General features: G+C 51.2%; 24 protein-coding genes, 1 riboswitch and 1 other annotated feature. Of the genes, 21 read left to right on the forward strand and 3 right to left on the reverse strand.

The genetic code is table 11. The features are described from left to right. Positions 1-20: 20 nt before the first annotated feature. Together L1N85_RS01430 and L1N85_RS01435 are read left to right on the forward strand one after the other, a co-directional pair. On the forward strand, positions 21-872 hold the full coding sequence (locus tag L1N85_RS01430; RefSeq protein WP_235234128.1) for an ATP-binding cassette domain-containing protein: 852 nt from the start codon (positions 21-23) through the stop codon (positions 870-872). Then, complete coding sequence (locus tag L1N85_RS01435; protein WP_235234131.1) at positions 862-2,583, forward strand: ATP-binding cassette domain-containing protein; 1,722 nt, start codon at positions 862-864, stop codon at positions 2,581-2,583. The genes L1N85_RS01430 and L1N85_RS01435 overlap by 11 nt, the downstream gene beginning before the upstream one ends. 181 nt (positions 2,584-2,764) lie before the next feature. Here L1N85_RS01435 and L1N85_RS01440 read toward each other — a convergent pair whose 3' ends face one another. Beyond that, positions 2,765-3,961 (reverse strand): MFS transporter, encoded by a 1,197-nt coding sequence (locus L1N85_RS01440; protein ID WP_235234133.1) that lies wholly within the window; start codon positions 3,959-3,961, stop codon positions 2,765-2,767. 125 nt (positions 3,962-4,086) lie between these two features. Between L1N85_RS01440 and L1N85_RS01445 the strand changes: the two genes are divergently transcribed. Genes L1N85_RS01445 through L1N85_RS01460 form a run of 4 tightly spaced genes read left to right on the forward strand, consistent with a single transcriptional unit; the run spans position 4,087 to position 9,165 of the window. Continuing rightward, positions 4,087-5,001, forward strand: coding sequence for a histidine kinase dimerization/phospho-acceptor domain-containing protein (locus L1N85_RS01445; protein WP_235234135.1), 915 nt, complete (start codon positions 4,087-4,089; stop codon positions 4,999-5,001). Positions 5,002-5,036: 35 nt separating this feature from the next. Next, on the forward strand, positions 5,037-5,444 hold the full coding sequence (locus L1N85_RS01450; RefSeq protein WP_235234138.1) for a sensor histidine kinase: 408 nt from the start codon (positions 5,037-5,039) through the stop codon (positions 5,442-5,444). Further along, positions 5,422-6,111: a response regulator transcription factor gene (locus L1N85_RS01455; protein ID WP_235234139.1), complete on the forward strand. Its 690-nt coding sequence runs from the start codon at positions 5,422-5,424 to the stop codon at positions 6,109-6,111. Before L1N85_RS01450 ends, L1N85_RS01455 begins: the two co-directional genes overlap by 23 nt. A 24-nt stretch (positions 6,112-6,135) precedes the next feature. Beyond that, positions 6,136-9,165, forward strand: a complete 3,030-nt coding sequence (locus L1N85_RS01460) for an efflux RND transporter permease subunit (RefSeq protein WP_235234142.1) — start codon at positions 6,136-6,138, stop codon at positions 9,163-9,165. A gap of 122 nt (positions 9,166-9,287) precedes the next feature. Here the strand turns inward: L1N85_RS01460 and L1N85_RS01465 are convergent, their stop codons facing one another. Next, on the reverse strand, positions 9,288-10,049 hold the full coding sequence (locus tag L1N85_RS01465; RefSeq protein WP_235234144.1) for a GT-D fold domain-containing protein: 762 nt from the start codon (positions 10,047-10,049) through the stop codon (positions 9,288-9,290). A 156-nt stretch (positions 10,050-10,205) separates the two neighbouring features. Between L1N85_RS01465 and L1N85_RS01470 the strand changes: the two genes are divergently transcribed. The 8 genes from L1N85_RS01470 (at position 10,206) to L1N85_RS01505 (ending at position 17,494) form a co-directional block, all read left to right on the forward strand. After that, positions 10,206-10,865 (forward strand): zinc dependent phospholipase C family protein, encoded by a 660-nt coding sequence (locus L1N85_RS01470; protein WP_235234146.1) that lies wholly within the window; start codon positions 10,206-10,208, stop codon positions 10,863-10,865. A 66-nt stretch (positions 10,866-10,931) separates the two neighbouring features. Next, entirely contained in the window at positions 10,932-11,264 is a 333-nt protein-coding gene (locus tag L1N85_RS01475; RefSeq protein WP_235234148.1) for a DUF3889 domain-containing protein, read from the forward strand. Positions 11,265-11,301: 37 nt separating this feature from the next. Beyond that, positions 11,302-11,358: a hypothetical protein gene (locus tag L1N85_RS27030; RefSeq protein WP_328285133.1), complete on the forward strand. Its 57-nt coding sequence runs from the start codon at positions 11,302-11,304 to the stop codon at positions 11,356-11,358. A 151-nt stretch (positions 11,359-11,509) separates the two neighbouring features. Then, entirely contained in the window at positions 11,510-11,821 is a 312-nt protein-coding gene (locus L1N85_RS01485) for a rhodanese-like domain-containing protein (protein WP_235234150.1), read from the forward strand. 29 nt (positions 11,822-11,850) lie between these two features. Continuing rightward, the gene (locus L1N85_RS01490) at positions 11,851-12,231 is read left to right on the forward strand and encodes a VOC family protein (protein WP_235234152.1); all 381 of its coding nucleotides are present in this window, start codon (positions 11,851-11,853) and stop codon (positions 12,229-12,231) included. A 55-nt stretch (positions 12,232-12,286) separates the two neighbouring features. After that, positions 12,287-12,519: a binding site (T-box leader), on the forward strand. Positions 12,520-12,572: 53 nt separating this feature from the next. Then, positions 12,573-14,444, forward strand: coding sequence for an arginine--tRNA ligase (locus tag L1N85_RS01495; protein ID WP_235234154.1), 1,872 nt, complete (start codon positions 12,573-12,575; stop codon positions 14,442-14,444). Positions 14,445-14,540: 96 nt separating this feature from the next. After that, positions 14,541-16,811, forward strand: coding sequence for a heavy metal translocating P-type ATPase (locus L1N85_RS01500; RefSeq protein ID WP_235234156.1), 2,271 nt, complete (start codon positions 14,541-14,543; stop codon positions 16,809-16,811). Continuing rightward, positions 16,808-17,494 carry a sulfite exporter TauE/SafE family protein gene (locus tag L1N85_RS01505; RefSeq protein ID WP_235234158.1) on the forward strand — a complete coding sequence of 229 codons (687 nt, stop codon included), beginning with the start codon at positions 16,808-16,810 and terminating at the stop codon, positions 17,492-17,494. Before L1N85_RS01500 ends, L1N85_RS01505 begins: the two co-directional genes overlap by 4 nt. Positions 17,495-17,501: 7 nt before the next feature. Here the strand turns inward: L1N85_RS01505 and L1N85_RS01510 are convergent, their stop codons facing one another. Continuing rightward, entirely contained in the window at positions 17,502-17,945 is a 444-nt protein-coding gene (locus tag L1N85_RS01510; RefSeq protein ID WP_235234160.1) for a FixH family protein, read from the reverse strand. A gap of 176 nt (positions 17,946-18,121) precedes the next feature. Then, positions 18,122-18,337, forward strand: a riboswitch (cobalamin riboswitch). A gap of 137 nt (positions 18,338-18,474) precedes the next feature. Here L1N85_RS01510 and L1N85_RS01515 point away from each other — a divergent pair. From L1N85_RS01515 to cobS, 7 genes are read left to right on the forward strand one after another with little or no spacing between them, the layout of a single operon-like run. After that, positions 18,475-19,467, forward strand: coding sequence for an ABC transporter substrate-binding protein (locus tag L1N85_RS01515; RefSeq protein ID WP_235234162.1), 993 nt, complete (start codon positions 18,475-18,477; stop codon positions 19,465-19,467). Positions 19,468-19,471: 4 nt separating this feature from the next. Beyond that, on the forward strand, positions 19,472-20,503 hold the full coding sequence (locus L1N85_RS01520) for a FecCD family ABC transporter permease (RefSeq protein ID WP_235234163.1): 1,032 nt from the start codon (positions 19,472-19,474) through the stop codon (positions 20,501-20,503). A 2-nt stretch (positions 20,504-20,505) separates the two neighbouring features. After that, a complete protein-coding gene (locus L1N85_RS01525; protein ID WP_235234165.1) occupies positions 20,506-21,324 on the forward strand; it encodes an ABC transporter ATP-binding protein in 819 nt (272 codons plus the stop codon). Beyond that, a complete protein-coding gene (gene cobT, locus L1N85_RS01530; RefSeq protein WP_235234167.1) occupies positions 21,324-22,388 on the forward strand; it encodes a nicotinate-nucleotide--dimethylbenzimidazole phosphoribosyltransferase in 1,065 nt (354 codons plus the stop codon). Before L1N85_RS01525 ends, cobT begins: the two co-directional genes overlap by 1 nt. Positions 22,389-22,398: 10 nt before the next feature. Continuing rightward, positions 22,399-22,989: a bifunctional adenosylcobinamide kinase/adenosylcobinamide-phosphate guanylyltransferase gene (gene cobU / locus L1N85_RS01535; protein ID WP_235234169.1), complete on the forward strand. Its 591-nt coding sequence runs from the start codon at positions 22,399-22,401 to the stop codon at positions 22,987-22,989. Further along, positions 22,986-23,966, forward strand: coding sequence for an adenosylcobinamide-phosphate synthase CbiB (gene cbiB, locus L1N85_RS01540; RefSeq protein ID WP_235234175.1), 981 nt, complete (start codon positions 22,986-22,988; stop codon positions 23,964-23,966). Before cobU ends, cbiB begins: the two co-directional genes overlap by 4 nt. After that, a complete protein-coding gene (gene cobS, locus L1N85_RS01545; RefSeq protein WP_235234182.1) occupies positions 23,948-24,760 on the forward strand; it encodes an adenosylcobinamide-GDP ribazoletransferase in 813 nt (270 codons plus the stop codon). The genes cbiB and cobS overlap by 19 nt, the downstream gene beginning before the upstream one ends. Positions 24,761-24,774 lie beyond the last annotated feature (14 nt).

A 24,774-nucleotide genomic window follows, 5' to 3' on the forward strand; every position in this document is an offset into this window, starting at 1 on the left:
AGAGGTTGGGTGAATAATTTTTGGAGCCGAGCTGTCAAATTGAATTGAAGAATATATCGGTAACGCCGCCTGTTATGGTAGAAAGCCAGATGCCGCAACCTATCCTGAAGGATGTGAGTTTTCGTATCCAAGATGGAGAATGGATAACTCTTCTTGGACAAAATGGAAGTGGGAAGAGCACGCTGGCGAAGGTGGTTGCAGGTTACCGTATGGCTGGTATGACTGGTCAGATCGTTAGAGGCATGAAGACACCGTTCCAAGGACGGCCTATTCCGATCGTTATGCAGCAGCCCGAGGCGGCGATGATCGGCGCGACGCCATGGGAGGACGTGGTCCTCATGTTAGAGCAAAATGAGTTGGATGCTGAACGGATTACGATTGAGGCAGAGCTCGTACTCCGGAAGGTTGGTCTTGGAGAGCGTTTGCATCAACCGATCGAGACGTTATCCGGCGGGCAGAAGCAGCTTGTCGCTATTGCCGGTTGTTTAGCTATGCATTCCCCCTTGCTCGTACTTGACGAGGTAACGGCAATGCTTGATCCGGAGGCCGCAGGCTTTGTGTTAGATCAGGTAAGAGCCCTTCATCAAAGCGGCGTGACAGTTGTTTGGATTACGCAAAAGCTGGAGGAGCTGCGCCAGGGTGATCGGGTCGTGGCGATGAACGATGGTTTCATCGTATTCGACGGACAAGCGGATGAATGGTTTGCCAGAGGGGCCGGGGGCGTCCAGATAAGCATATGCGAGCAGCTTGGCTTCGAGGCTCCTTACTCTGCGCAGGTCGCTTGGGAGCTCGAGAAAGAAGGCGTAAAGTTAAGCCCGTTTCCGTTTACGGCGGAAATGCTGGCGGAGGCGGTGAAACGCTATGAGCGATGATTGGAAGCTGAAGCATGTTTCGGTATACGCAGAAGGAACCGATAAACGGCTGCTGCTCTCAGATGTCAATCTGACTTTTAAGGCAGGACAAATTACTCTGCTCATCGGAAAAAATGGAGCGGGGAAATCCACGCTTCTCGAAACGATGACGGGAATCCGGCAGTTGAGCGAAGGCGAGATTCGGTTAGGCGAGGCTTCGCTTTGGATAATGGACAGCCGCCGAAAGAGGCTTGATCATAAAGTGGCATTAAAGCTCGGCATTTCCATGCAAAGCTCGGAATCGCAATGGTTCGCGTCGACCGTAAGGGATGAATTTCTGTATTCCTTAAAGCCATATAAAGTGGCTCCCGAAGCTGCAAAGCAAAGAATGGAAAGCGCCCTTGCGGAGGCAGGGCTTTCGATCGAGATGCTTGAGCGTGACCCTTGGACGCTCAGCGGGGGGCAGCAGCGAAGGCTGTCGCTTGCCTGCTTGCTGGCATGCGAGCCGGAATGGCTGCTGCTTGACGAGCCGACGGCGGGGCTCGATGCCGTCGGTGTCCGCCGCCTGTGCGCGGTGCTGGAAGCGCACAGGGCGGCGGGGCGCGGAGCGGTCGTTGCCACGCACGACCTCGACGCGCTGCTGCCGCTCGCGGACGCGGTCGCCGTCGTCAGCGGCGGCACGATCCGCGAAGCGGCGGCTGCGGCGGCGATCGCGCATGCCGCAGCTGCGCCGCAGGCGCTTCGCGCGCTGGCGGAGCTGCGCGCGGAGGCGGCTTTGCCGCCGCAGGCGCCGCTGCGGAGCGGCGGGGCGCCGTGGCCGGCGCCGCGGGAGGTCGCGGCGGCGCTGGCGGCGGAGCTTGCGCGAAAGCCGCGCGAGCGGGCTGGCGCAGCTGTACGAGCCGTATCTGCAGCTGCGTCATGTGGAAAGTCAGAATCAGCTGCTGGACCATCGTCAGCCAATAGGAACGGCGTACCATCCGCGGCCGCACGGGAGCTTTTACGATCCGACCGCTTTGATCCCCGGTCGCTCATTGTCGTATATTTCCTGCTCGCAGCAGCCATATTTGCGCAAAAAACTTTTTTGGAATTAGCGATTGCCGGCATTTTTACAATCTTACTTTTGATCCCGTTTCGTTCGCTTATTTGGCCATGGATTCGGATCATTCGTGCATATGCGATTATGATTGCCATTTTATGTGTCATTGGCGGCCTTTCACTTGCCCCAATCTCATTCGATGGGGAGAGGGCATTTCCTATCTTCATTCGGTTTAGCAAGCTGCTTCTTATTATGCTGCTCGGCATGCCCATGCTTAAATTAATGACACCGATGCGGCTTCAGCGAGCGATCGAGCAAACCTTTGGTTGGCTCAGCCGTCTGCGGGTGCCGATTCATTCCTTCGCGCTGCTCGTTACGCTTATATTTCGGTTTATTCCGCTGTTAACGGGTGAGTGGGGGCGGTTTGCGAAGCTTGCCCATGCAAGAGGGAAGGCGGTCACGCCTTTGAAAACGGTCCCGGTATCCATGCTCCGATCCATTCTTATTCCATATGTACGGTCCATTCTCCGCTTAGCGGAGCAAATGGCGGACGCGCTTGAAGCGAGGGGCTTCGGCTATGCGAAGGCAAGGCCGACCTATGGCTTCCTCCTTCGCTTTAACCGGTCTGACGCGATATTATTGCTAATTGCCGTCTGCAGCAGCCTGCTGCTGTTCCTAACCGCTTTCTTGCAATAAAAGACGGTTTACCCGCGATATCCATTCCCCATGCTCAGCGGCAAGCAGCGTTCGCCAGCCCAGCGAAGCTGCTTGCCGCAAGTTTTTGTCCTGATCGTCAACAAACAGAATGGTGCTTCCAAACGGAAAATACTCCGAAACACAATCATAAATATCTGGATGAGACTTTCGAATGCCTGTTTCACTGGAGATGATTAGTCGATAGCATCAGGACCTTATGTTCCTGTCTCGCCCACACCCATACGAGCATGGCTGCAGCCGCACCGAGCAACGAGCCGAACAAAAAGCCGCCATTCAAGCCCCAGCCCTCGTTCAACCAGCCTGCTAAGAATGGACCCGTGAACATTCCGATTGCATAAAGCGCTTGATAAAGACCCATGGCGGTTGCACGGCCTGGAGGCTCTACATCGCGAATCGCAAGCCCGAGCAGCAGAGGCATATGCAAGCCTTGCGCAAATCCATTAATAGCCTGGGTTGCCGCAAGCATGCTGAGGGAGTCCGCGAAAACCATAGCTGCCGTACATAGCGTACTAAGAACAAAGCCGGTCCCTATCGTGCCCCAATAGCCGAAGCGGGGCGTAAACCATCTCGCTGTAACGAGCGAAGCGAACGCATGAGGCAGCATGAACGCAAATACGACGACCGATAACCCGAACCCGCCAGCTCCAATTTCCTCCGCCTTTAAGGGCGTAAAACCAAACATCGTTATAAACAAAACACCGTGAGCAAGAATCGAGAGCAAGGATACCTGCAGCAGCGTCCTCGTGCGTACAACATTACGGATCATGGCAAAAGACATTCCAGGCTGATCTCGCAGCTCCGCAAGAGGCTCCTTGAGCATGAAAGCAAGCAGAAGCCCGATACCGGCAATGATGGCTCCCAAGCTAAATGGGGCATTCTCGCTAAAGCCTTCCGTTAACCAACCGCTCAGCAGCATGCCGATCATTTGTCCGGAGACGGTCATGACGCTAATATTGCCCATTGCCCGTCCGGTTTGTCCTGCCCCAAAGTAGCTGGCATAAAGCACCGTAAATGCGACCCAGGTCGAAGCGCATACACCGGCCATCAGCCTGCCTGCCAGCGGCCATATCCATAATCCCGGAATTAGAAACAGCAAGCAGCTAAATCCAGCAGTGAGCATGCCAAGCAAAATAAACGGCTTTCGTTTGCCTAAACGATCGGATAATATGCCAAGCGGAAACCTGACAAACATTTGCACGAAGCCGTAGCTGCCCAACACGATACCGATTAATTGAAGAGATAGTCCTCGGTCGCTAAGATAAGGCGATAGGGTTGGGACATAAACGTACATTGAGGTCCAATACATAATCGTTATAGTCGTAAACAATAACCTCTGTGATACTGATATTTGCTCCATCTCAACGAAAACTCCTTTCCCTTTCACTGTAGCGCATGAACGCTTTAATTGTCACTATTAAATAAATGATATTAACATTTAATAACACTAAATTATAATACAGTTAATTAAACGAGGGCTTGTCGATGGTGTTCGTACCATTCATATTAATGAGCGCGTTTATGATTTTCATTTTCTATGCAGGGGGCATTCAGGATGTTCGTCAATACTTCCACAAGGAAGACAAGGAGCCTTATTACCAAGCTCTCATATACGGAGAATTGTCCTATGTGCTGCGAAATGATGCAGGCGAGCTGGAGAAGCCGGAATATGTCAGAGGGATTCAAGAGAGGCTTGGTGAGCTGTGGGCAGGGCTGCTTATCTCACGTGAAGGGAAAATCACTTCCGTTGCTCCATTTCTGCGACAAGTCTCACCTAGTCAGAATTGGCAAGAGCTGCTGGAACAGCCGCCGCCTACAGTTACGTTCAATTCGTTCCGTTTTGAAACGGACATCATGGACTTCACTTATCCCGATGGGGGGATTGGACGAGCAGTATGGTTAAGACGCGTCGATTCCGTTCCTATTTACTGGCGGCCGATCGGAACTGCATTCAGTTTAGCTTTTATCGGCTTAACAAGTCTGCTGCTTACTTATTTCGTATCCAGGAGCATTATTCGCCCGATCAAAAAGCTTGAGGCCGCCGCTCTTCAAATCAAGGAAGGCGATCTATCGCATACGGTCGTTGCGACAACGAAAGGCGAGATCGGACAGCTAAGCATCGCCTTCGAGGAGATGAGAGTCCGGCTGAAGCATTCGATTGACCAGAGCCTGCAATATGAAGAAAATCGAAAACAGCTGTTGTCCCACATTTCACATGATTTAAAGACGCCGATTTCAGCAATAAAAGGTTATGTCGAGGGCATTATGGATGGCATTGCCAATACCGAAGAGAAACGCAAACGTTATATGGAGACCATTTACCTTAAAGCGACGGATATGGATCAGCTGATTGATGAACTGTTTCTTTTCTCAAAGCTCGATCTCCAGACGGAGGCGTAAGACTGCTTTACGAGCTTCAAGGAGCATCCCCGCTTATGATCGCTGCTGATCCGGATAAGCTGAGCCGGGTGTTCACGAATATTTTGAACAATTGCGTGAAATATATGGGTCAGCAAACGGAGACACGGATGAAAGAGATTGTCGTAAAAGTGAAGGAGCTAGAGCAGGATGTTTTGATTGTAATCGAAGATACGGGTCCAGGGATCGATGAAGATGCCTTGCCGCATATATTCGAGCGTTTTTATCGTGCTGAACAATCACGTAATTCGGAAACCGGCGGAAGCGGTCTCGGTTTAGCCATTGTTAAACAAATTATTGAAGGGCATGGCGGCATGGTTTGGGCAGAAAATGCGGAGCAGGGCGGTGCCCGGTTCTGTTTGAAGCTCCCAAAATCGATGCCAGTCAAAACGGTGGGCGATCATGAAGAAAATTTTAATCATTGAAGACGAGAAGGCCATTGCCGAGCTTGAACGCGATTATTTGGAAAGCTGCGGATTTGCCGTGCACATAGAAGGGAGGGGGGATGTCGGACTCCAGAAGGCGCTGGAGGGACAGTTCGATCTTATTATTTTGGATGTTATGCTTCCTAAAATAGACGGGTTTGAAATTTGTCGCCAGATTAGGCAGACGGTGAATATTCCGGTGCTTATGGTTACGGCCAAGAAGGAGGACATCGACAAAATTAGAGGGCTTGGTCTCGGTGCCGACGATTATATGACGAAGCCCTTTAGTCCCAGCGAGCTGGTAGCGCGGGTAAAAGCCCATTTAGCCCGTTATGAGCGGCTCACTGCGGATAAAGCGGAGCGCGGCGAACATATTCGCATTCGCGGCTTATTTATAGACAAACCGTCACGGCGGGTCATGATTCATGAAGTGGAAGCGATGCTGACATCGAAAGAATATGAGCTGCTTCTGCTGCTTGCCTCTCATCCCAACCGCGTGTTTGAAAAGGAGGAGCTGTTCGAGCGTATATGGGGGCTTGATTCGAACGGCGACGCAGCTACGGTTACGGTGCATATTCGCAGGCTGCGCGAAAAAATTGAGCATGACCCTTCTAAGCCTCAATATATCGAGACTATTTGGGGCGTAGGCTATCGATTTAAAGTATAGACAGAGGATGAGGAGTGGAATGTATTGAAAAGTATTATTAAGTTTTCGCTGAACAACAAATTTGCTTTGTGGATTTTGACGCTGCTCGTGTTATTCGCCGGATTGTATTCCGGAATGAACATGAAGATGGAGACATTGCCGGACATCACGGTACCAATCGTAACCGTAACTACGGTATATCCGGGCGCTGCACCTGAGGAAATCATGGAGGAAATTACGAAGCCGATCGAGCAGCGGACGCGTAATTTGAACGGCGTTAATGTCATCAGCTCAACCTCTTATGAAAATGCATCATCGGTCGTGATCGAATATACTTACGAAACGGATATGGAGAAAGCGGCTGCGGAGGTGAAAAACGTCCTTTCGGAGTTATCCTTGCCCGACCGAGCACAGGGGCCGACCGTATCTCGCATCAGCTTGAATGCATTCCCGGTTCTATCGCTGAGCTTGTCTAACGAGAGCCTGAATCTGGAGCAGCTTACGAAGGAAGTACAGAATAATGTATTGCCTCGCCTTCAAGGTATCGATGGTGTAGCAAGCGTCCAAATGTCAGGTCAAAACGTGATGGAGGGCGAATTGGCGATTGATCAGGAGAAGCTGATTCCGCTGGGTTTGACGGAGGATCGGGTCAAGGGCATGATTCAAGCTTCAGCCATTTCCGTTCCGCTTGGCATTTATGAATTCGGCGATTCCGAGAAAGCGATTGTCGTTGACGGCAATATCTCGACGGAGGAGGATTTGAATAATCTCATCATAGTGCCAGGCGTTAAGCTTAGCGATATCGCGGAATTAAGAATTGTCGGCAAGGCAGAATCCGTATCCCGCACAAACGGCAAAAATGCGATCGGCTTGAATATCGTAAAAGCGGCCGATTCCAATACGGTTGACGTGGTCAACAAGGTCAAAGAAGAAATCAAAGTGCTCGAGAATAAAAACGAAGGCCTATCGTTCGTAACGACGCTTGATCAAGGGAAACCGATCGAGGAATCCGTACACACGATGCTAAGCAAAGCCATTATTGGAGCTTTATTCGCTGTCATCATCATTATGATTTTTTTGCGTGACATCCGTTCCACCATTATTGCAGTCGTATCTATCCCGTTATCCATTCTGATTGCGCTTCTTATTCTTGGTCAAATGGACATAACGCTGAACATTATGACATTAGGCGCGATGACGGTTGCTATCGGCCGGGTAATCGACGACTCTATTGTCGTTATCGAGAACGTGTATCGCCGGATGGCTCTTAAGGCGGAGAAGCTGAAGGGCAAGGAGCTCATTTTTGACGCTACGCGGGAAATGTTCGTGCCGATTCTGGCATCGACCATCGTTACAATTGCCGTATTTCTGCCGCTTGGACTCGTGTCGGGCATGATCGGTGAAATTTTTCTGCCATTCGCCTTAACCATCGTGTTTGCGCTCTTGGCATCGCTGGTCGTAGCGATTACCGTTGTTCCGATGCTAGCGCATATGATGTTCCGAAAAGGGCTGAAGCCGGGCAAGGCGCAGCACGAAAAGCCGGGCCGGTTGGCGGAATGGTACAAAGGCGTATTGCGATGGTCACTTAACCACAAGCTCGTCGCCTTCGGTTTGGCTGTTGTCATGCTGACGGGAAGCTTGTTCATTGTTCCGGTTATTGGCGTAAGTTTTCTTGCCGGCGACGAAGAGAAGATGATGGTTGTCTCCTATAACCCTGCACCGGGCGAAACCCGCGATCAGGTTGAGGAAATGGCGCTTGAAGCCGAGAAGCAGCTGCTTGGCCGTGACGGCATAACAGTTGTGCAATATGCGGTTGGAGGACAAAATCCGTTCAGTCCGGGCGCTTCGAAGCAAGCTTTATTCAATCTCAGCTATGAGGACGATTTTGCAGATTTTATAGCGGAGAAAGAAAGAATCGTACCGTTGCTGCAGGAGCTGGGCGGTGAAGGAGAATGGAAGCAGCAGGACTTTGCGGGCGGCGGGCTAGGCGGTTCAGGTATTTCCATGCTCGTATTTGGACCGGATATGATGTCGCTTCAGCCAGTCGTTGATGAATTAATGACGAAGCTCAAAGATAACAAGGATTTGAATCATATCGGTTCCAGCTTATCTGAAACGTATGAGCAATATCGACTAGTTGCTAATCAAGAGAAATTGAGTCAATACGGGCTTTCTGCCGGACAAATCGCAATGGCTTTAAACCCTGTGCGTGAACGTCCTGTTCTAACGACTATTGAGAAGGACGGCGAGCAGTTCAATGTATACGTCAAGGTAGAAGCGAAAACATATAAAGAAAAAGCGGATTTGGAAAATGTGAAGCTCACTTCTCCGCTTGGCACGGAGGTTGCTCTTAAAGACGTTGTCACGATCGAGGAAGGTGAATCACCTAATACGATTACTAGACGCGATGATCGCATCTACGCCGAAGTTTCGGCGGAGGTGACGGCTTCCGATGTGGGCAAGGTCTCCACAGAGCTGCAAAAAATGATCGATGAAACCGATTTGCCGGCCGGCGTCGATATCGAAATGGGCGGCGTTACGGAGCAGATTAACGAATCATTCACACAGCTTGGACTTGCGATGCTTGCGGCTATCGCGGTTGTGTACCTTGTTCTTGTCATTACGTTCGGCGGCGCTTTAGTACCGTTCGCGATTTTGTTCTCGCTGCCGTTCACGATTATCGGTGCATTGGTCGGCTTGCTTATAGCCGGTGAGACGCTCAGTGTTACGGCGATGATCGGAGCGCTTATGCTGATCGGTATCGTAGTCACGAATGCGATCGTTCTCATCGACCGCGTCATCCAGAAGGAGAAAGAAGAACTTTCCGTCCGCGAAGCCTTGCTTGAAGCGGCGGGTACGCGTCTTCGTCCGATTCTCATGACGGCGATCGCTACTGTCGGAGCATTGCTCCCGCTTGCATTCGGCTTCGAATCCGGCGGACTTATTTCCAAAGGGATGGCGGTAACGGTTATCGGCGGTTTGACGAGCTCCACGCTGCTCACGCTTATCATCGTACCGGTCGTTTATGAATTTTTGAACCGGAAGAAAAAACCGCGTGCTGCCGAAGAAGCGTAGTTCTGCAGTTCAATAAGTCGAAATAGGGAAGGCTGTTTCGAAGGTTGAAAACCTTGAGGCGGCTTTCTTTTTTTTCGCGCGCCTAGCCAAGCCAGGCATAGCTCATTGTTACCGAAAACAGGTTACTCTGAGTTTTTTGACTGATTGCGCAAATAACGTTGTTTGAACCACGTCCGGTTTTTGGACTCTTCAGTCCAAACCTTCGGATTGGATAACGCGTCCATGATATGGCCGATTTCGATCGCCGTCACGTTCAGCTTCGATTTTATTTTGGCGCATAGAATTCGGCCTGGGACACTGGCGCCTACCAGAACTAGTTCATACTGCGGCTGGTGAGCTTTCAGTTTTTGCATGACGAGAGGAATTTGTTCCGCATTCTCGAGATTTATGGTTAACTCCGCTTTCAGCCCTTGCTGTTTTAATTGTCGGGCTGCAGTTTCTGAAGCACGTCCCACTAAGACCACACGATAGCGGCGAATCAAATCATGAAGGTAGCCTTTTTCATAAAGTTGATCGTTAATGAAAGAATCCGTAACGAGACGTGGAGACCATTCCGATCGGGACATGTGCGCTTTAATATGCTTAATGCTTTGTTCAAAGTGAGACAGTCCTACTATATCGGAAGTATGCACAGCCCAAATCAATTGCTTGCGAAAATTCGAAGATAGCGGTAGTTGGATTCCGAGAAACGCGGACACATCGTTAAGTGATTGTATGTTTTGTCGGGCCAGTAGCTTGGCCATCACATCACCAAGGCGAATGACGGAAATCGCTTTTTTTCGTTGAATCGATTTTTTAACCATATAGTAAACCTTGTCAGGACCTATTGTTTTTCGTCCGTATTCCTTTTCAATCTTGATAATGCGTTGTGCCGCATTAAGCATGGTCACACCTCCGTCATTCAACTTCTTTAATATTTTATAAAAATAAGCGTAAAATAGACCTCACCTTGCCGATAGTCAATTACCGTGCCAACGTCAGACAAGTCTCCATATCGTGATAGCAGAAGTAACATAAAAAAGATTGAAAGGAAGAGTTGTGTGGCGACATGGATGACGCATTTAAGAATCGCAGAAAAACTAATCGGCCAAGGGCTGTTTGTTGAGAAAGAAGGATTTTTAGTAGGAAATATAGGACCGGATTGCGGGTTGCCTACTAAACCAGGGTATAATCCTCCGAAAACGGTAACCCACTTTAAAAAGAACAGTACAATAAATCCGGAATTATTTTTTAACGAATACCTGTTGGATACTAATTTGAATTTTACAAATAAACAAAATGCTTTTTATTTAGGTTACTATGCTCATCTTATAACCGATGTAAAATGGAGTAAGCTGCTTCAAGAAAAAAAGAAAGAGCAGGTTTATCAAGAAATACTGGGAACTCCAGAATATTCAAAGTTAATAAAGAAAGATCAGTATTGCGTAGATTTCGTTTATTTAAGAAGTCATAATAAGAACATTTTCATAGATGTGTTCCAGCATATTAATGACTTTCCAGATGGTTACCTCACCTTTTTTCCTAATAGACAAATAGCAATACAGATCAGGCGTATCACAGATTTTTATTTAAACAATACAGTAGAAAACAGCCACGTATTTAAGTATTTTTCGATTGATGAAGTGGATCATTTTGTAGATGTTACTACCGATTTAATTAAAGAAATCATTGATGAAAGATTCAATATTAAAAGTTTATAACGAATAGTACGCCAATCATTGGGTGACCCTATGACCATCTCATGCTGCTAGAGAGGTGGTTGTAAATTGTTACGTCATATCGTAATGAAGGCTGTTTTCGTATTGTTAAGCCTTACGCACTCAGAAGTTATATCGACCGAGGAAGCCGCCTTGCATGCACAGCCAAGCTACGCAAAGTGGGGGAGGCTGGCGATGGAGGAAACGTCAAAGGCGTATCGAAACGCATCCATTGTGGACTACAAATATGAAGGCAGAAGGAAGCTGGCGAACGGACAGGCGGAGGAGAGCTTCGTACTGTGGCTTCGCAAGGATTCTCGAGAATTCGGAGTCCGTGTGAGCATTAGAGTAGAAGAAGTCACGGATGAGCTCATCGATGTATCCATGAGAGAGCTTAACTAGAAATAAAAATCAAGGCGCAAAACTCGGAGCCAATGCGATTGTGGCCATCGATATCGATTACGAGGTTGTCCGTGAAGGCATGTATCATGTATAGTGAGGCAAACCCGATGGAATGGAACTGTCGTTCATGATATCGCGGTTTGTCTCATTTTAATGAGTGCCGGGAATGGACAATGGTGCACTCACGCGGTACAATTCTTTCAAACCAATAATAAAATTCAACAGTGCTTGAAGGGATGATTACAATGTATTCAGAAATGACAACGGTTGAGCTGGAAAGCCGGCTGAAAGAAGGCAAAGCTCTTAATCTCGTTGATGTGCGCGAACAGGATGAATGGGAAGCGGGCCATATCAAGGAAGCTCGCAGCATTCCGTTGTCCGAGCTGCAAGAACGTATGGACGAGCTTAAGCAAGGCGATCAAGAAATTGTGCTCATTTGCCGAAGCGGCGGGCGCAGCGGGAAAGCATGCGAATTCCTTCATGCCCAAGGCTATAAGGTTGTTAACGTAACCGGAGGAATGCTTGCGTGGGCCGGAGAGGTCGCTCTAGGCGAATAGTGATCATGGTTAGGAGAGTGGCATAACCGATGATTGAGCATGAAGGTATACACCACGTCAGCTTAATCGTTTCCGATTTAGAGCATGCGAAAGCTTTTTATGAGGATGTATTAGGTTTACGGCAAATCGAGCGGCCGCCCTTCGATTTTCCGGGCGCATGGTATGCGATTGGCGAACATGGCCAGCAGCTCCATTTAATCGTTCATAATGGGGAAACTGCACGCACACGAGGAATAGATACGCGGGACGGTCATTTCGCTATTCGGGTACGGGATTATGATAGAACAATATCTTGGCTGAAGCATCGTAAGATAGAGTATAAGGCCAATCCGGATAGCATTACCGGGTTTGCGCAAATCTTTATTATGGACCCTGACCATAATATTATTGAGCTCAATGCACGCTCTTGACACCCGCTTTGGATTGCTGTATAAATACTCTTAAGAAAAAAATGAAAATTCAAAAAAAACATTAGCGAATGGGACAGTAGTCCATGACGGATAGTTGCAGCGAGCCGGGTTAGTGGAAGCCGGTACGGATGTCTTGGAGGAAGCGGGCCCAGGAAATGGTTTGCCGAACCAGTCTTGCAGCAGTAGGCAAATCCGGTCAATGACCGTTACGAAAGCGAGGGGTTAGGTCTATTGCAGGCCTGACACTTAGAGTGGTACCACGGGATCTTCACGGCTCTCGTCTCTTATTTCAGAGACGGGGGCCTTTTTTATTTTTCGACTTATGGAATGGGGGATAAGCGATGGTTAGCAATCAAATTACGGCTGCGATCGAAGAGGTTACACTACAAATTTTAAAAGAGGGCAAGCTGCTGCGCCCTGATGATTTGAAAATCGCGGTCGAACATCCGGCTAACCCCGAGCATGGGGAATATAGCAGCAACATTGCGATGCAGCTTGCCAAGCTGCTGAAGCGAGCGCCTATTCAAATCGCGAATGCTTTTAAAGAGGAGCTGAACGGTCATCCATACCTGAGCCCTGCCATCGACAAAATCGAGGTTGCTTCGCCCGGGTTCCTTAATTTCCATCTCAACTGGGAACATTGGGCGAAGCCATCCAATCAGCAATTGCGCGATAAAGAACGTTCAAACAGGAAAGTGCTGATTGAACATACGTCCATTAACCCGAATAAGTCGGCTCACATCGGTCATTTGCGCAACTCTTGCATTGGCGACACGTTGGCGAGGATGCTGGTTAAGGACGGTTATCAGGTCGAGGTGCATAATTATATCGATGATCTTGGAAACCAGCTGGCGGATACGGTCGTTGGCATTTTGAATACGGCGACTAAGCAGCCGTACGAACGATTCGGGGATTTTTGCTGGGAGACGTATTCGAAAATCAATCAAGCCTACAAGACTCAGCCAGCGCTTCTGCAAGAGCGCACGAACGTACTAACCCATCTGGAGGAGGGGCATTCCAATATTGCCTGGATGGGATTGTTAGTTGCGGAACGAATCGTCCGCGAGCATGTCGAGGAGATGAAGCAATTCGGCATAACCTACGATGTTCTAGTGTGGGAGAGCAGCATCGTAAGGGAAGGCTTCTGGTCCCGCGCTTTCGAGCTTCTGAAGCGGACGTCGATCTTTCGCCAAGAGGAGGATGGAAAGCTGAAGGGCTGCTGGGTGCTGAAGCAGTCGGAACAAGGAAGCGGCTCATTAGACTGGGCAGACTATCAAGCCGATAAAGTGTTGGTACGCTCCAATGGCATCTTGACTTATACGGCGAAGGATATTGCGTATCATTTATGGAAGTTCGGAGTGCTGGATCAAGACTTCCGTTACAAAAAGTTTTCAGACGGTCTCTGGACCACGCATTCAAGCGGCATAAGAAAAAATATCGGTCATGCCGATATGGTTATTAACGTCATCGATCAGCGACAGGAATACCCGCAGGCGATGGTGAAGCAAGCACTGCTTGCTTTGGGCTTCACCGAGCAGGCCGCGAATCTTAGACATGTCAGCTACGGCGTTGTTTCTCTAAGTCCAGAGACGGCTAAGGGACTCGGAATCGATACGTCGGAGGGCAAGCATGCTTACGCGATGTCGGGAAGGCAGGGGATCGGGATAAAAATCGCGGATTTTCTGAAGCGAATGGAACAGATCATTGATAATAAACGTTCCCGCAAAGCCGGTTTATCCAGCCGTGCGATAGCGGCCGCATCCATCCGTTACTATCTGTTGCGGTTCCATTTGCAGACGGAGGTCGTATTCGATCTCGAGCAGGCGACGGAGGTATCAGGCAATACAGGCGTCTATTTGCTTTATTCGTATGCCCGCTCCTGCAGCATTTTGGAAAAGTCGAAGGTGTCTGCGACGTTACAGGCGGACATGATTCCGTGCGGACAGTTGGAGCTGCAGGAACGCAGTCTGCTCAGACAACTTGCCTATTGGCCGGACACGCGGCAATCGGCGATCAGGGAGCTCGCTCCCAATCAATTGTGCACATACGTATATGAGCTGTCTACGATGTTTAACCATTTCTATGCGACATGCCCTATATTGAAAGCGGATAGCGGGAAGCAAAGCTTTCGTTTATGGATAACGGAACGTTATAAGGAAACGATGCGCGAAGCGCTTGAAATGCTCGGCCTGCCGACGCCGAAAAGAATGTAGCCTCAGGTTCCATTCATGCATTTCGTCTGCCTGTCATATAGTTAAACGCAGAGGTACAGGCTGGGGAATGCGATGAATGGAAGGCGGGTGCGGCGTTTGGAGCATAATAGCGAAGCTAAGCAAACCGATAATAGCGTGACGATAGATTTTGCGGTACAAGGAATGAGCTGCTCGGCCTGCGCGGCAAGATTAGAGAAGGCCGTAGGCAAAATGGAAGGCGTGGAGATGGCGGCGGTCAGCTTTCCGCTGCGTACGGCTTGGGTACAGTACTCTCCGGGCGTGCTCGGACCCGCTCAAATAGCGGAGCGCGTTAAGCAATTAGGCTTCGAAGCGCTATTGAACGAGACCGCGCGCGAGGGACTGCATAAGGAGCATCTTGCGCTAAAGCTGCGGCTTGCTGTGTCTGCGCTGCTTACGCTGCCGCTCTTAACCGGCATGCTGCAGCATATTCCGCTGCTGGAGCCGCTGCTTGCGGCGGTTCCGGCGTGGCTAACGCTGCCATGGCTGCAATTGGCGCTTGCCTCGATCATTCAGTTCGTGATTGGCATGCCTTTCTATTTTGGCGCTTACCATGCTTTGCGGCAGCGGAGCGCGAATATGGATGTGCTGGTCGCGATCGGCACGACGGCCGCTTATTTTTACAGCCATTATGCCGTTTTTCAAGACGGGTTGTTTCGTCCGCTTTCGTCCGCGGCCGCTCATGCGCCTCCTCTGTATTTTGAAACCTCGGCAGTCGTTATTACAGCCGTGGTGCTTGGAAAATATATAGAAACCAAAGCGTCGCTCCGTGCCCAGCAAAGCTCGAACGGCTTCAACATACCCCAAAGCCAGCTCGCCGCAGTCGAGCGTGCGGGAGCAGTCGTGCGCATTCAAACGGAATTCGTTCGGGCTGGCGACATCGTGATCGTAGAAGCGGGCGAGGTTATTCCGGTGGACGGGATCGTTATCGGCGGACTGTCAGCGGCGGATGAGTCGCTGCTGACCGGCGAAAGCTTGCCGGTCACGAAGCGGGAAGGAGATCCGGCGTGGGCGGGCACGCGTAACGAGAGCGCATGTCTGCGCATTCGAACGGATGCGGCCGGACATGATACGATGATTAATCGCATTCAAGAGCTTGTACGGCAAGCGCAGCGCTCGAAATCGGCCATACAGCGAAATGTGGATGCGGCCGCGAGCTGGTTCGTGCCGGTTATGTTAGCCTTTGCTCTTATAACGGTTATTTTGTGGGGAGTCTTACTCGATCCCGGCAACTGGAGCCGCGCGTTCGTGAGCGCTATCGCCGTATTGCTGGCGGCATGTCCATGCGCGCTAGGCTTAGCGGCGCCCATATCACTGGTCATTGCTTCGGGCAGGCTGGCGAAGCAAGGCATTATTTCGAAGGAAGCGGGCGCGCTCGAGCGGCTTGCTGGAATTCAGACTCTAATATTCGATAAAACGGGGACTTTGACAGAAGGTAAGCCCCGCGTTAGCGCGATGCTGGCAGTAAAAGGCAGCCGCTCCTCGCTTCTGAGATTAGCGGCCGCGGCGGAAGCTGGATCTTCGCATCCATTGGCCGCTGCCATTAAACGGGAAGCCGGTAAGCTCGGACTTGTCATTCCGCAGGCGGATCAGCAAGCCTTCATCCCGGGCGGTGGGGTCGAGGCCGTGATTGAAGGGCAGAGGTTCGCGGTCGGCAATGCCCGGTTTGCGGCAGAGCGCGGCTGGAAGGTCGGTAAGGAAGCGGCAGCTTTCGCGGCAAGTCGAGAGGCTGCTGGAGAAACCGTCCTTTATGCAGCTGTAGAAAGGGAATGTAACGGCGTCATCGCTTTAAGCGACAGCATAAAGCATAATGCGAGACAAACGGTAAGGGAACTGAAGAAGCTAGGCGTAACCGCACTGCTTGCGACCGGGGATCACGAGTCGCCGGCGCAAGCAGCGGCCAAGGCTGCGGGCATTATCGAGGTGCATGCTTCGATGCTGCCGGAGCAAAAGGCAGCGCTCGTGGAAAAGCTGAAAAATCAGGGGAAAAGAGTTGCGATGGCTGGCGATGGCTGGAATGATGCTCCTGCGTTGGCAACGGCCGATGTTGGCATTGCTATGGGGGACGGTACAGCCGCAGCGCTAAGTGCCGGCCACATGACGTTGCTTTTCTCGCGCTTGCAGGTCATACCCGAAGCGATTCGGATTAGCCGGCTTACGATTCGGAATGTGCGCCAAAACTTAACGTTCGCTTTTCTCTATAATGTCATCATCATCCCGTTCGCCTCGTTCGGGCTGCTCGAGCCTTGGATGGCCGGAACGGCCATGGCGCTGAGCTCCGTATCTGTCGTGGGCAACGCACTTCGCTTAACGGGGCAGTTGCGGCGTACGGTTGGAGCTAAGTCATGACGATCACCTGGCAGCAGCTCGGACTTATTATAATGACTGGATTGTTTAGTGCGCCGCATTGCATCGGCATGTGCGGCGGCATTGTATCTGCTGTTACTTTGCAATCCGCAGCGCACGTTCGCCATTCGATGCTCCTATACAATACAGGCCGTATATTCTCCTATGCCTTATTGGGCGCTCTCATGGGCGCTGTCGGATCATTCGTAGATTTAGCAGGAAAGCTTGCGGGCGTCCAAGGACTTGCTTCGATCATTGGCGGCTGTTTCTTGCTGCTGTGGCTTTGGCGCCGATTTCAACTGCCGCTGATGAATCGGCTTTCAGACCTGCTGCACAAAAGGCTTGCCGGCAACGCCGGACGCGGCGGACGTCAGGAGTCGCTGCATTTGCTGGCTGCCGGAGTCGCCTTTGGATTTCTGCCATGCGGGCTGACGTATGCCATGCAAATGACGGCTGCGAGCACCGGATCGGCAGCCGAGGGAGCGCTGGTGATGGCTTTGTTCGGCTTATCCACGTTCCCGGCTTTGGCGGCAGCCGCTTTCCTGGCGTCCTTCGCCGATCGAAAGTGGCGCCGATTCATGCGGAGAGCAGGCGTCATAACTGCAATAGCGGTCGGCCTATTATCGATTCTGCGCGGCCTTGCCGCGAATGGAATTATACCAAGCATAAATCCTTGGCTTTGGTAGGGAGCGTTCAATGGACGGCTTCCAAGCGTCTTTCTAATGTATACGTCTGATTACCGGCTTCCAGTGTTAAAGTAGCCTTCCACATGCCGGGCATTAAAGGAATGCCTTCGCCGGTATATTTGCCGGGAGCCGCCTCTGTCATTTGAAACTCCACGTCTCCGCAAACCATGCCGAGCATATCCAGTTTAATTGCTAAGTCAGCTCCTTCAAACGGAGCCCCGTTAAGATTAGTTACATGTAACGAGAACGTATTTTCATGCAGCGCCTTAGCTGGATAGCCCTCGATTGACCAAATGAGATTCCCGCTTTCGAAGGCATGCTCCGTAATCTGGGGTGCAGTTTCCTTGCCGGAAAAGAGCCAGGTAAGCAAGAAAGCAATCGCCATGCCTAGGATTATGATGGCGAGTGCGAGCTTTATCCGAGGAGCTAACGGTTTATTTTGCGGAAGCATTCGGAAATACGACCTCCCTTATTTGTGGATGCATATAAAGTTTACTATGCTGACAACGTACGAACCAGAACGGCAAAAACTCCTTAATTGGCTATTGGACAAATTAGAAAATACGGTGTATAGTAACTACTGATAATTTCATAGTGAATAAATAGGTGCTGATACGAGAGAGTGTGAAGAAAGCTATTCACACGATTCGCTTCGTTTCTCGTTGAAGCTTAATAGGGAAGACCGGTGAAAATCCGGCACGGACCCGCCACTGTAAGGAATGGCATCGCAAGCTAACGCTTGGCGATTGCAGCGCGCCGACATACAGTCACTGAGGCTATGCCTTGGGAAGACATCGGCTGCGTATTCCGAGTCAGGAGACCTGCCTGTTTAAATAACGCTTGAACCTACGTGGACTTAGGGAGGTGTTGGAGAAGCTTTTCGCTTTGTTTTTAATGAGGCGTATAGTAGCATTTCTGGCACATTGTCAGAGATGCTTTTTTTATTTTATACGAAATTATTTATAGGGGTGGAGAGAAGGATGAATTCAGTCAACCGCAGTATAATGAAGATGTTGCTTGGATTGCTCTTGACGCTGATGCTCGTTTTTACGGCAGCATGCGGAGCAAATACCAAGACGGAGAATGAGCCTAATCAATCAGCAGCAAACACGGAGCAGGCAGCAACGAGTGAGCCGGCGCCGACAGTTACCGCTACCGCTTACCCGCTTACCGTTTCGGATGATACGGGTACGGAGATGACTTTCGAGCAAGCGCCGGCGAAGGTCGTTACGCTTGTCCCGAGTGAAACGGAAACGATTTTTGCAATCGGCTCCGGGGATCAGGTCGTCGGCGTTGACGAGTGGAGCAACTATCCGGAGGAAGCAGCCTCGAAGCAGAAGATTGGCGATATGACGACCAATATCGAGGCTGTTGCCGCGCTGAATCCGGATCTGGTTCTTGCTTCCGCTTCAATGAACTCGGATGCGATTGCTCAGCTTCGCTCATTAAACATTACCGTATTCGCAACCGAACCGAAAACCTATGATGCGGTTATTGCCAAAATCGAGCTTTTAGGTCATATTATGGATAAGCAAGCGGAAGCGGCGGAAACGGCAGACCATATGCGCTCCGTGAAGCAGCAGGTGACGGACGCCGTCAAGGATGCCGAGAAGAAGAAGGTGTATCTCGAGTTTTCTCCCGGCTGGACCGTTGGTGCCGGAACTTTCCTCGATGAGCTGTTAACGATCGCAGGAGGAACAAATATTTCTGCGGTTAAGCCGGATTGGTACGAGGTTAGCGCAGAGGAAGTCGTTGCTGAAAATCCGCAAATTATTATTTATCCTGACATGGGAGTGGATCCGAATCCAATCGTCGCCGGCATCGAAAGCCGCCCTGGCTGGGATGTGATCGACGCGGTGAAAAACAAGCAGCTGCATGCCGTGACCAATGATCCGCTCGTACGCGTTGGACCGCGTCTTGCCGACGGCTTGCTTGAGCTTGCGAAAGCGATTCACCCGGATCTCGTAAAATAAGCAGATGACATATAAACTCGTTTGGTATGGAGGAGCAGCTATGCTCCTTCTTGCTGTTTCTATCATAGTAAGCTTGTCTATAGGCTCGGCAGGGATTTCGGTCCGTGATGTGTGGGGCATCCTGCTTCATCAGTTGCCCTGGCTCGCGGATAAACCCGTTGCGTATACATCGGGAGAAGTAGCGATCGTGACGCAGGTTCGCCTTTCGCGCGTATTGCTGGCAGTCCTGGTCGGCGCCTGCCTCGCGCTTGCAGGGACCGGCTTTCAAGGAGTGCTGCGCAATCCGCTGGCCGATCCTTATACGTTAGGCGTCGCCTCAGGAAGCTCGGTGGGCGCCGCTTTTATTATTTTGTTCGGCCTGCAGACTGCGCTGGGTATGTGGACGATTCCGCTTGTAGCGTTCAGTACCGGAACGATTACGCTTCTGGGCGTTTTTTGGCTGTCCCGCAGCAAGGGCATCATGCAAATCGAAACGCTTATTTTATCCGGGGTCATCATTCAATCCTTTCTTGGCGCATTTGTATCGTTCATGGTGTCCTTGTCGCAGGGCGTAGTCAATCAAATCTTGTTTTGGCTGATGGGTTCGCTTGCCATGCGGAGCTGGGACAATGTCTATATGCTGCTTCCGTTTCTCGCAATTGGGCTGCCTGTGCTTCTTGTGTACGGCCAATCGCTCAATTTATTCGTATTGGGAGAACGGCATGCGGCGCATCTTGGCATTCGCGTGGAACGGACGAAGCTGATCGTATTGATCAGCTCGACGCTGCTTACGGCGGCGGCCGTCTCCGTTTCCGGTGTTATTGGCTTCGTGGGACTCGTTATCCCGCATCTGATTCGATTGCTGGTTGGTCCGGACTATCGGTTAATTATCCCTCTGTCGGCCATAGGAGGCGGAGTCTTTGTCTTATGGGCAGATACGCTCGCGAGAACGGCCCTGTCACCAAAGGAAATTCCTTTAGGCGTCGTGACCGCTTTAATCGGGGCGCCATTCTTTGCTTATTTACTGCATAGGCGCAAGCTCAAGGAGGGCGGCTAGAAATGATAGAAGCCAAGGCAATTGTTCAGGAGGTTCAAGGACGTCCTGTGCTGGGCGGTCTTTCCTGTTCGTTTCAGAAAGGCCGCATGTACGGAATTATTGGACCCAATGGTGTCGGCAAATCCACCCTGCTGCAGCTGTTATCGGGAATTGACCGTCCGAAGCATGGCGAGGTTCTGTTGGATGGGCGGATCATCCTGTCCTATCCGAGAAAGCAGCTCGCCAGAATTATGGCTGTGCTGCAGCAGAGCGGTCTTCCGCCTGTCGGCTTCTCGGTGCGCGAGGTCGTCAGCATGGGCAGATATCCTTATCAAAACTGGCTTGGCAGCGAGGAGAAGGATTCAGATGCCGTCATTGATGCTGCGCTAAAGGCTATGGGACTTAAAGAGCTTGAGCATCGCAAAATGGATCATCTGAGCGGAGGCGAACGGCAGCGCGTGGCGCTTGCCAAGCTTATGGCGCAAGAGCCGTCTGTTATTTTGCTCGATGAACCGACCACTTATTTGGATATTGGCTTTCAAGTGCAACTGCTCGATACGGTCCGTGCATGGCAGCGAGAACGCGACCTTACCGTTATCGCCGTCCTTCACGATTTGAATTTAGCTTCGCTCTATTGCGACGAGCTCGTTGTTCTGCACCGTGGGACGGTTGCCGCGGCGGGAGAACCCCATATAGTTCTGACGACAGCGTTAATCGAGCAGGTATATGAAACCGCTGCGAGCGTTATCTCCCATCCCTTGACGGGTTCCCCGCAAATTATGCTTCAGCCGTATTCGTACAAAGGAATGAATCAAGTAATGAAAGTGAAGGAGCGACAGTAATGGCAGACGATCTATCAATTAAGCTGGCGGAAACGATTAAAAAGATAAAGCCCTTTAATGAAGAAAGCGCGTCATTGGCGGATCATCACTCCGATCGATTGACGAAGCCGCCTGGAAGCTTGGGAAAGCTGGAAAGCATCGCAAGGCAGCTCGCCGGCATTTCCGGTCAGCTTTGGCCCGATTTATCGCGTAAAGCGGTTATTGTCATGGCGGGAGATCATGGCGTTTGCGAGGAAGGGGTCAGCGCATTCCCGCAGGCGGTAACGCCGCAGATGGTCATGAATTTTTTGAATGGCGGCGCGGCCGTCAATGTGCTCGCCCGTCAAGCGGGAGCGGATGTCGTGTGCGTCGATATCGGCGTGAACGCAGACCTGGCGCATGAGCGTTTAGTATGCAGGAAGATCGTACGTGGAACTGCCAATATGGCGAAGCAGCCGGCCATGACCCGCGAGGAAACGGTCCAAGCGATACTGGTCGGCATTGAGGTCGTGAATGAGCAGGTCAAGCAGGGCTTTCGGCTGTTCGGAACGGGAGAAATGGGCATTGGCAATACGACGGCAAGCGCAGCGATTACGACTGTGTTGACCGGACTTTCTCCAGAGGAGTCCGTGGGACGGGGAACCGGGATTAATGATGCGGGCTGGTTGAATAAGGTTGATGTCGTAAAACGGGCAATCGAGCTGAATCAGCCTGATGCAAGCGATCCGATCGACGTGCTGGCAAAAGTAGGCGGAGCGGAAATTGCCGGGCTGGTCGGCGTTATTATCGGAGCGGCGGCTAATGGCTGTGCGGTCGTCATTGACGGCTACATATCTTCGGCAGCGGCACTCGTGGCATCAAGGCTTGCGGAGCAGTCGAAGCCGTATATGATCGCGTCTCACTTGTCGCAGGAGAAAGGGCATTTGAAGCTGCTCGAATCGATTGGTTTATCGCCTATGATTCAGCTGGAGATGCGGCTGGGCGAGGGGACGGGGGCCGTGTTATGCTTTCATTTTATAGACGCTGCTCTTCATCTCATGCAGGAAATGGCCACGTTCGAGAGCGCAGGCGTATCTAAAGGATAGGTGAACGTAATTGGCAATACTCGTAACCGGCGGAGCTCGCAGCGGTAAAAGCGCCTTCGCCGAGCAATATGCGAAACGTACAGGGGCTAACGGTATCTATATCGCTACTTGTCAATCTTATGACGAAGAAATGAATGAACGGATCGGCAAGCATCGCCGGGATCGAGTGGATTCAGGTTTTGCGTGGGAGACGGTGGAGGAGCCCTATCAGGCAGCTGACCGGCTGGCAAGATTAGAACGGCAATTTACGGTAAATGCGGAAAATGGCCTGAAGCCTCCTGCCGTGCTGCTCGATTGCTTAACGCTGTGGCTAACGAATTGGATGCTGCGCATCGATCAACAATCTTTGGGCGATAGCCGGTTGGAAGCAGAAACGTTAAAGCTGCTCGCCGCTATTCAAGCCTTTCCCTACACGCTTCTTGTTGTTACGAATGAGGTAGGAGATGGAATCGTACCCTCTTATCCGCTTGGAAGGCAGTTCCGGGATGAAGCGGGCCGATTGAATCAGCGGGTTGCTGCCATTTGCGGACGCGTATTTCTGGTAACGGCGGGCATTCCGGTAGAGTTGAAATCGCGAGCCTTCAGGTGGGATCAGCTATGATGCTTTATTCCTTTCAGGAGCTGCTGCTGCTGGCTGCCGCGGCCATTGTTATAGACTGGATCGTCGGCGATCCGAAGCGCCCGACCCATCCCGTCATTTGGATCGGCCGCCTTATACGTTTATTGGAGCGGGTACTGGCGCCTGAACGAAGGAAGGACTGCACGGCTGCCGTCAGGCTATTAGGCGTTATCTTGACGGCAATCACCTTATGCATAAGCTATGGTGTGATGTGGTCGATGGTTTGGGCCGCGGATGCCGTGCATGTTTGGCTTGGTTATGCGGTAAGCGCCTGGTTTATATCGACGACTATTGCGGTGAAGGGCTTGAAGGAGGCTGCGATGCTTGTCTATACGCCGTTATCGGAAGGAAGGCTCGCGGAAGCGCGTAAATTTGTCGGCTTCATTGTAGGGCGGGATACCGGGAAGCTGGATGCCCGGGAAGCTTCCCGGGCCGCGGTCGAGACCGTGGCGGAAAATATAGTGGACGCGCTGGTTTCGCCTGTAATATTCGCGCTTATAGGAGGCGCGCCGCTAGCGATGCTGTACCGGGCGGCCAATACGCTTGATTCCATGGTTGGCTACCGTAATGATACCTACAGATACTTTGGCTGGTGCTCGGCCCGAATCGACGATGTGCTCAATTATATTCCCGCAAGGTTAACAGGCGTAATGCTTACGATGGCGGTGCTGGCATCACCTGGGATGAAAGCCGGTCGTGCTGTGCATGCGATGTTCGTCTTTGCTCGCCTGCACCCGAGTCCGAACAGCGGCATACCGGAATCGGCCGTGGCCGGAGCGCTTGGCATTGAGCTTGGAGGTACAAACGTCTATTTCGGCGTACCTGGCGAGAGAGCGAGAATGGGCTGGCCGCTTCGCCGATTGCAGCCGTTCGACATTGTGCGGACGATAAGGCTTCTGTATGGTGTTAGCTTCATTATGTTCTCGGGGGTGATGGCTGTATGGCTCGTCATAATATAAAACTGCATGCGCAAGCATTAGCCGCAGCCTTTCAGTTTTTGACCCGTCTGCCGATTCCTGTACAGGTGCCGTTCGAAGGACCGGTGCTAACGCGCAGTGTTATTTATTTTCCGCTTGCCGGAGCTTTCATAGGCATTAGTTTGACTGCAGGAGCTCTGCTTCTGAACTTAGCGGTACCGGTTTGGCCTAGTGCCGTTTTGTTATTGGTTTTGTGGACAGCGCTTAGCGGCGGCCTGCATATGGACGGTTGGATGGATACGGCGGACGGCGTTCTAAGCCACCGCTCCCGTGAACGGATGCTGGAAATTATGAAGGACAGCAGAGTCGGGGCAATGGGTGTGCTTGCCGCCGTATTGCTGCTCATGCTTAAAGCCTCTTTGCTGGCGGAACTCATGAGCGGGAGCAAGTCCGGTATTTGGCTGGCCGCGCTTACGATTTGCCCCGTTTGGAGCAGGGCCTGGATGACCGCTGCAATCGCATGCTGGCCGAGTGCGCGTCAAGGCGAAGGTATCGGCGTATTATTTAACGGTGTTAAAGGAATAAACGTTTTCTGGGCGCTCCTTGTATCGTCCGCATGTACTTGGTGTGTTTTGTGGATTGTTGGCATGAGTATTGCTTTTATATTGGTACTGCTGCCGGTTATCCTTCTTGTTACGGTATGCTGCGGAGGTTTGCTTGCCGCATGGCTTAACCGCAAGCTTGGAGGTTTGACCGGGGACACTTACGGAGCCATGAATGAAGCCGTTGAAGCTTCGCTGCTGCTTGCAGCTGTCATTTGGCTTAACGTTTTATAGAAAAGGAGTTGAGG

This window comes from Paenibacillus alkaliterrae (genome assembly GCF_021532375.1).
Lineage (GTDB): Bacteria > Bacillota > Bacilli > Paenibacillales > Paenibacillaceae > Pristimantibacillus > Pristimantibacillus alkaliterrae.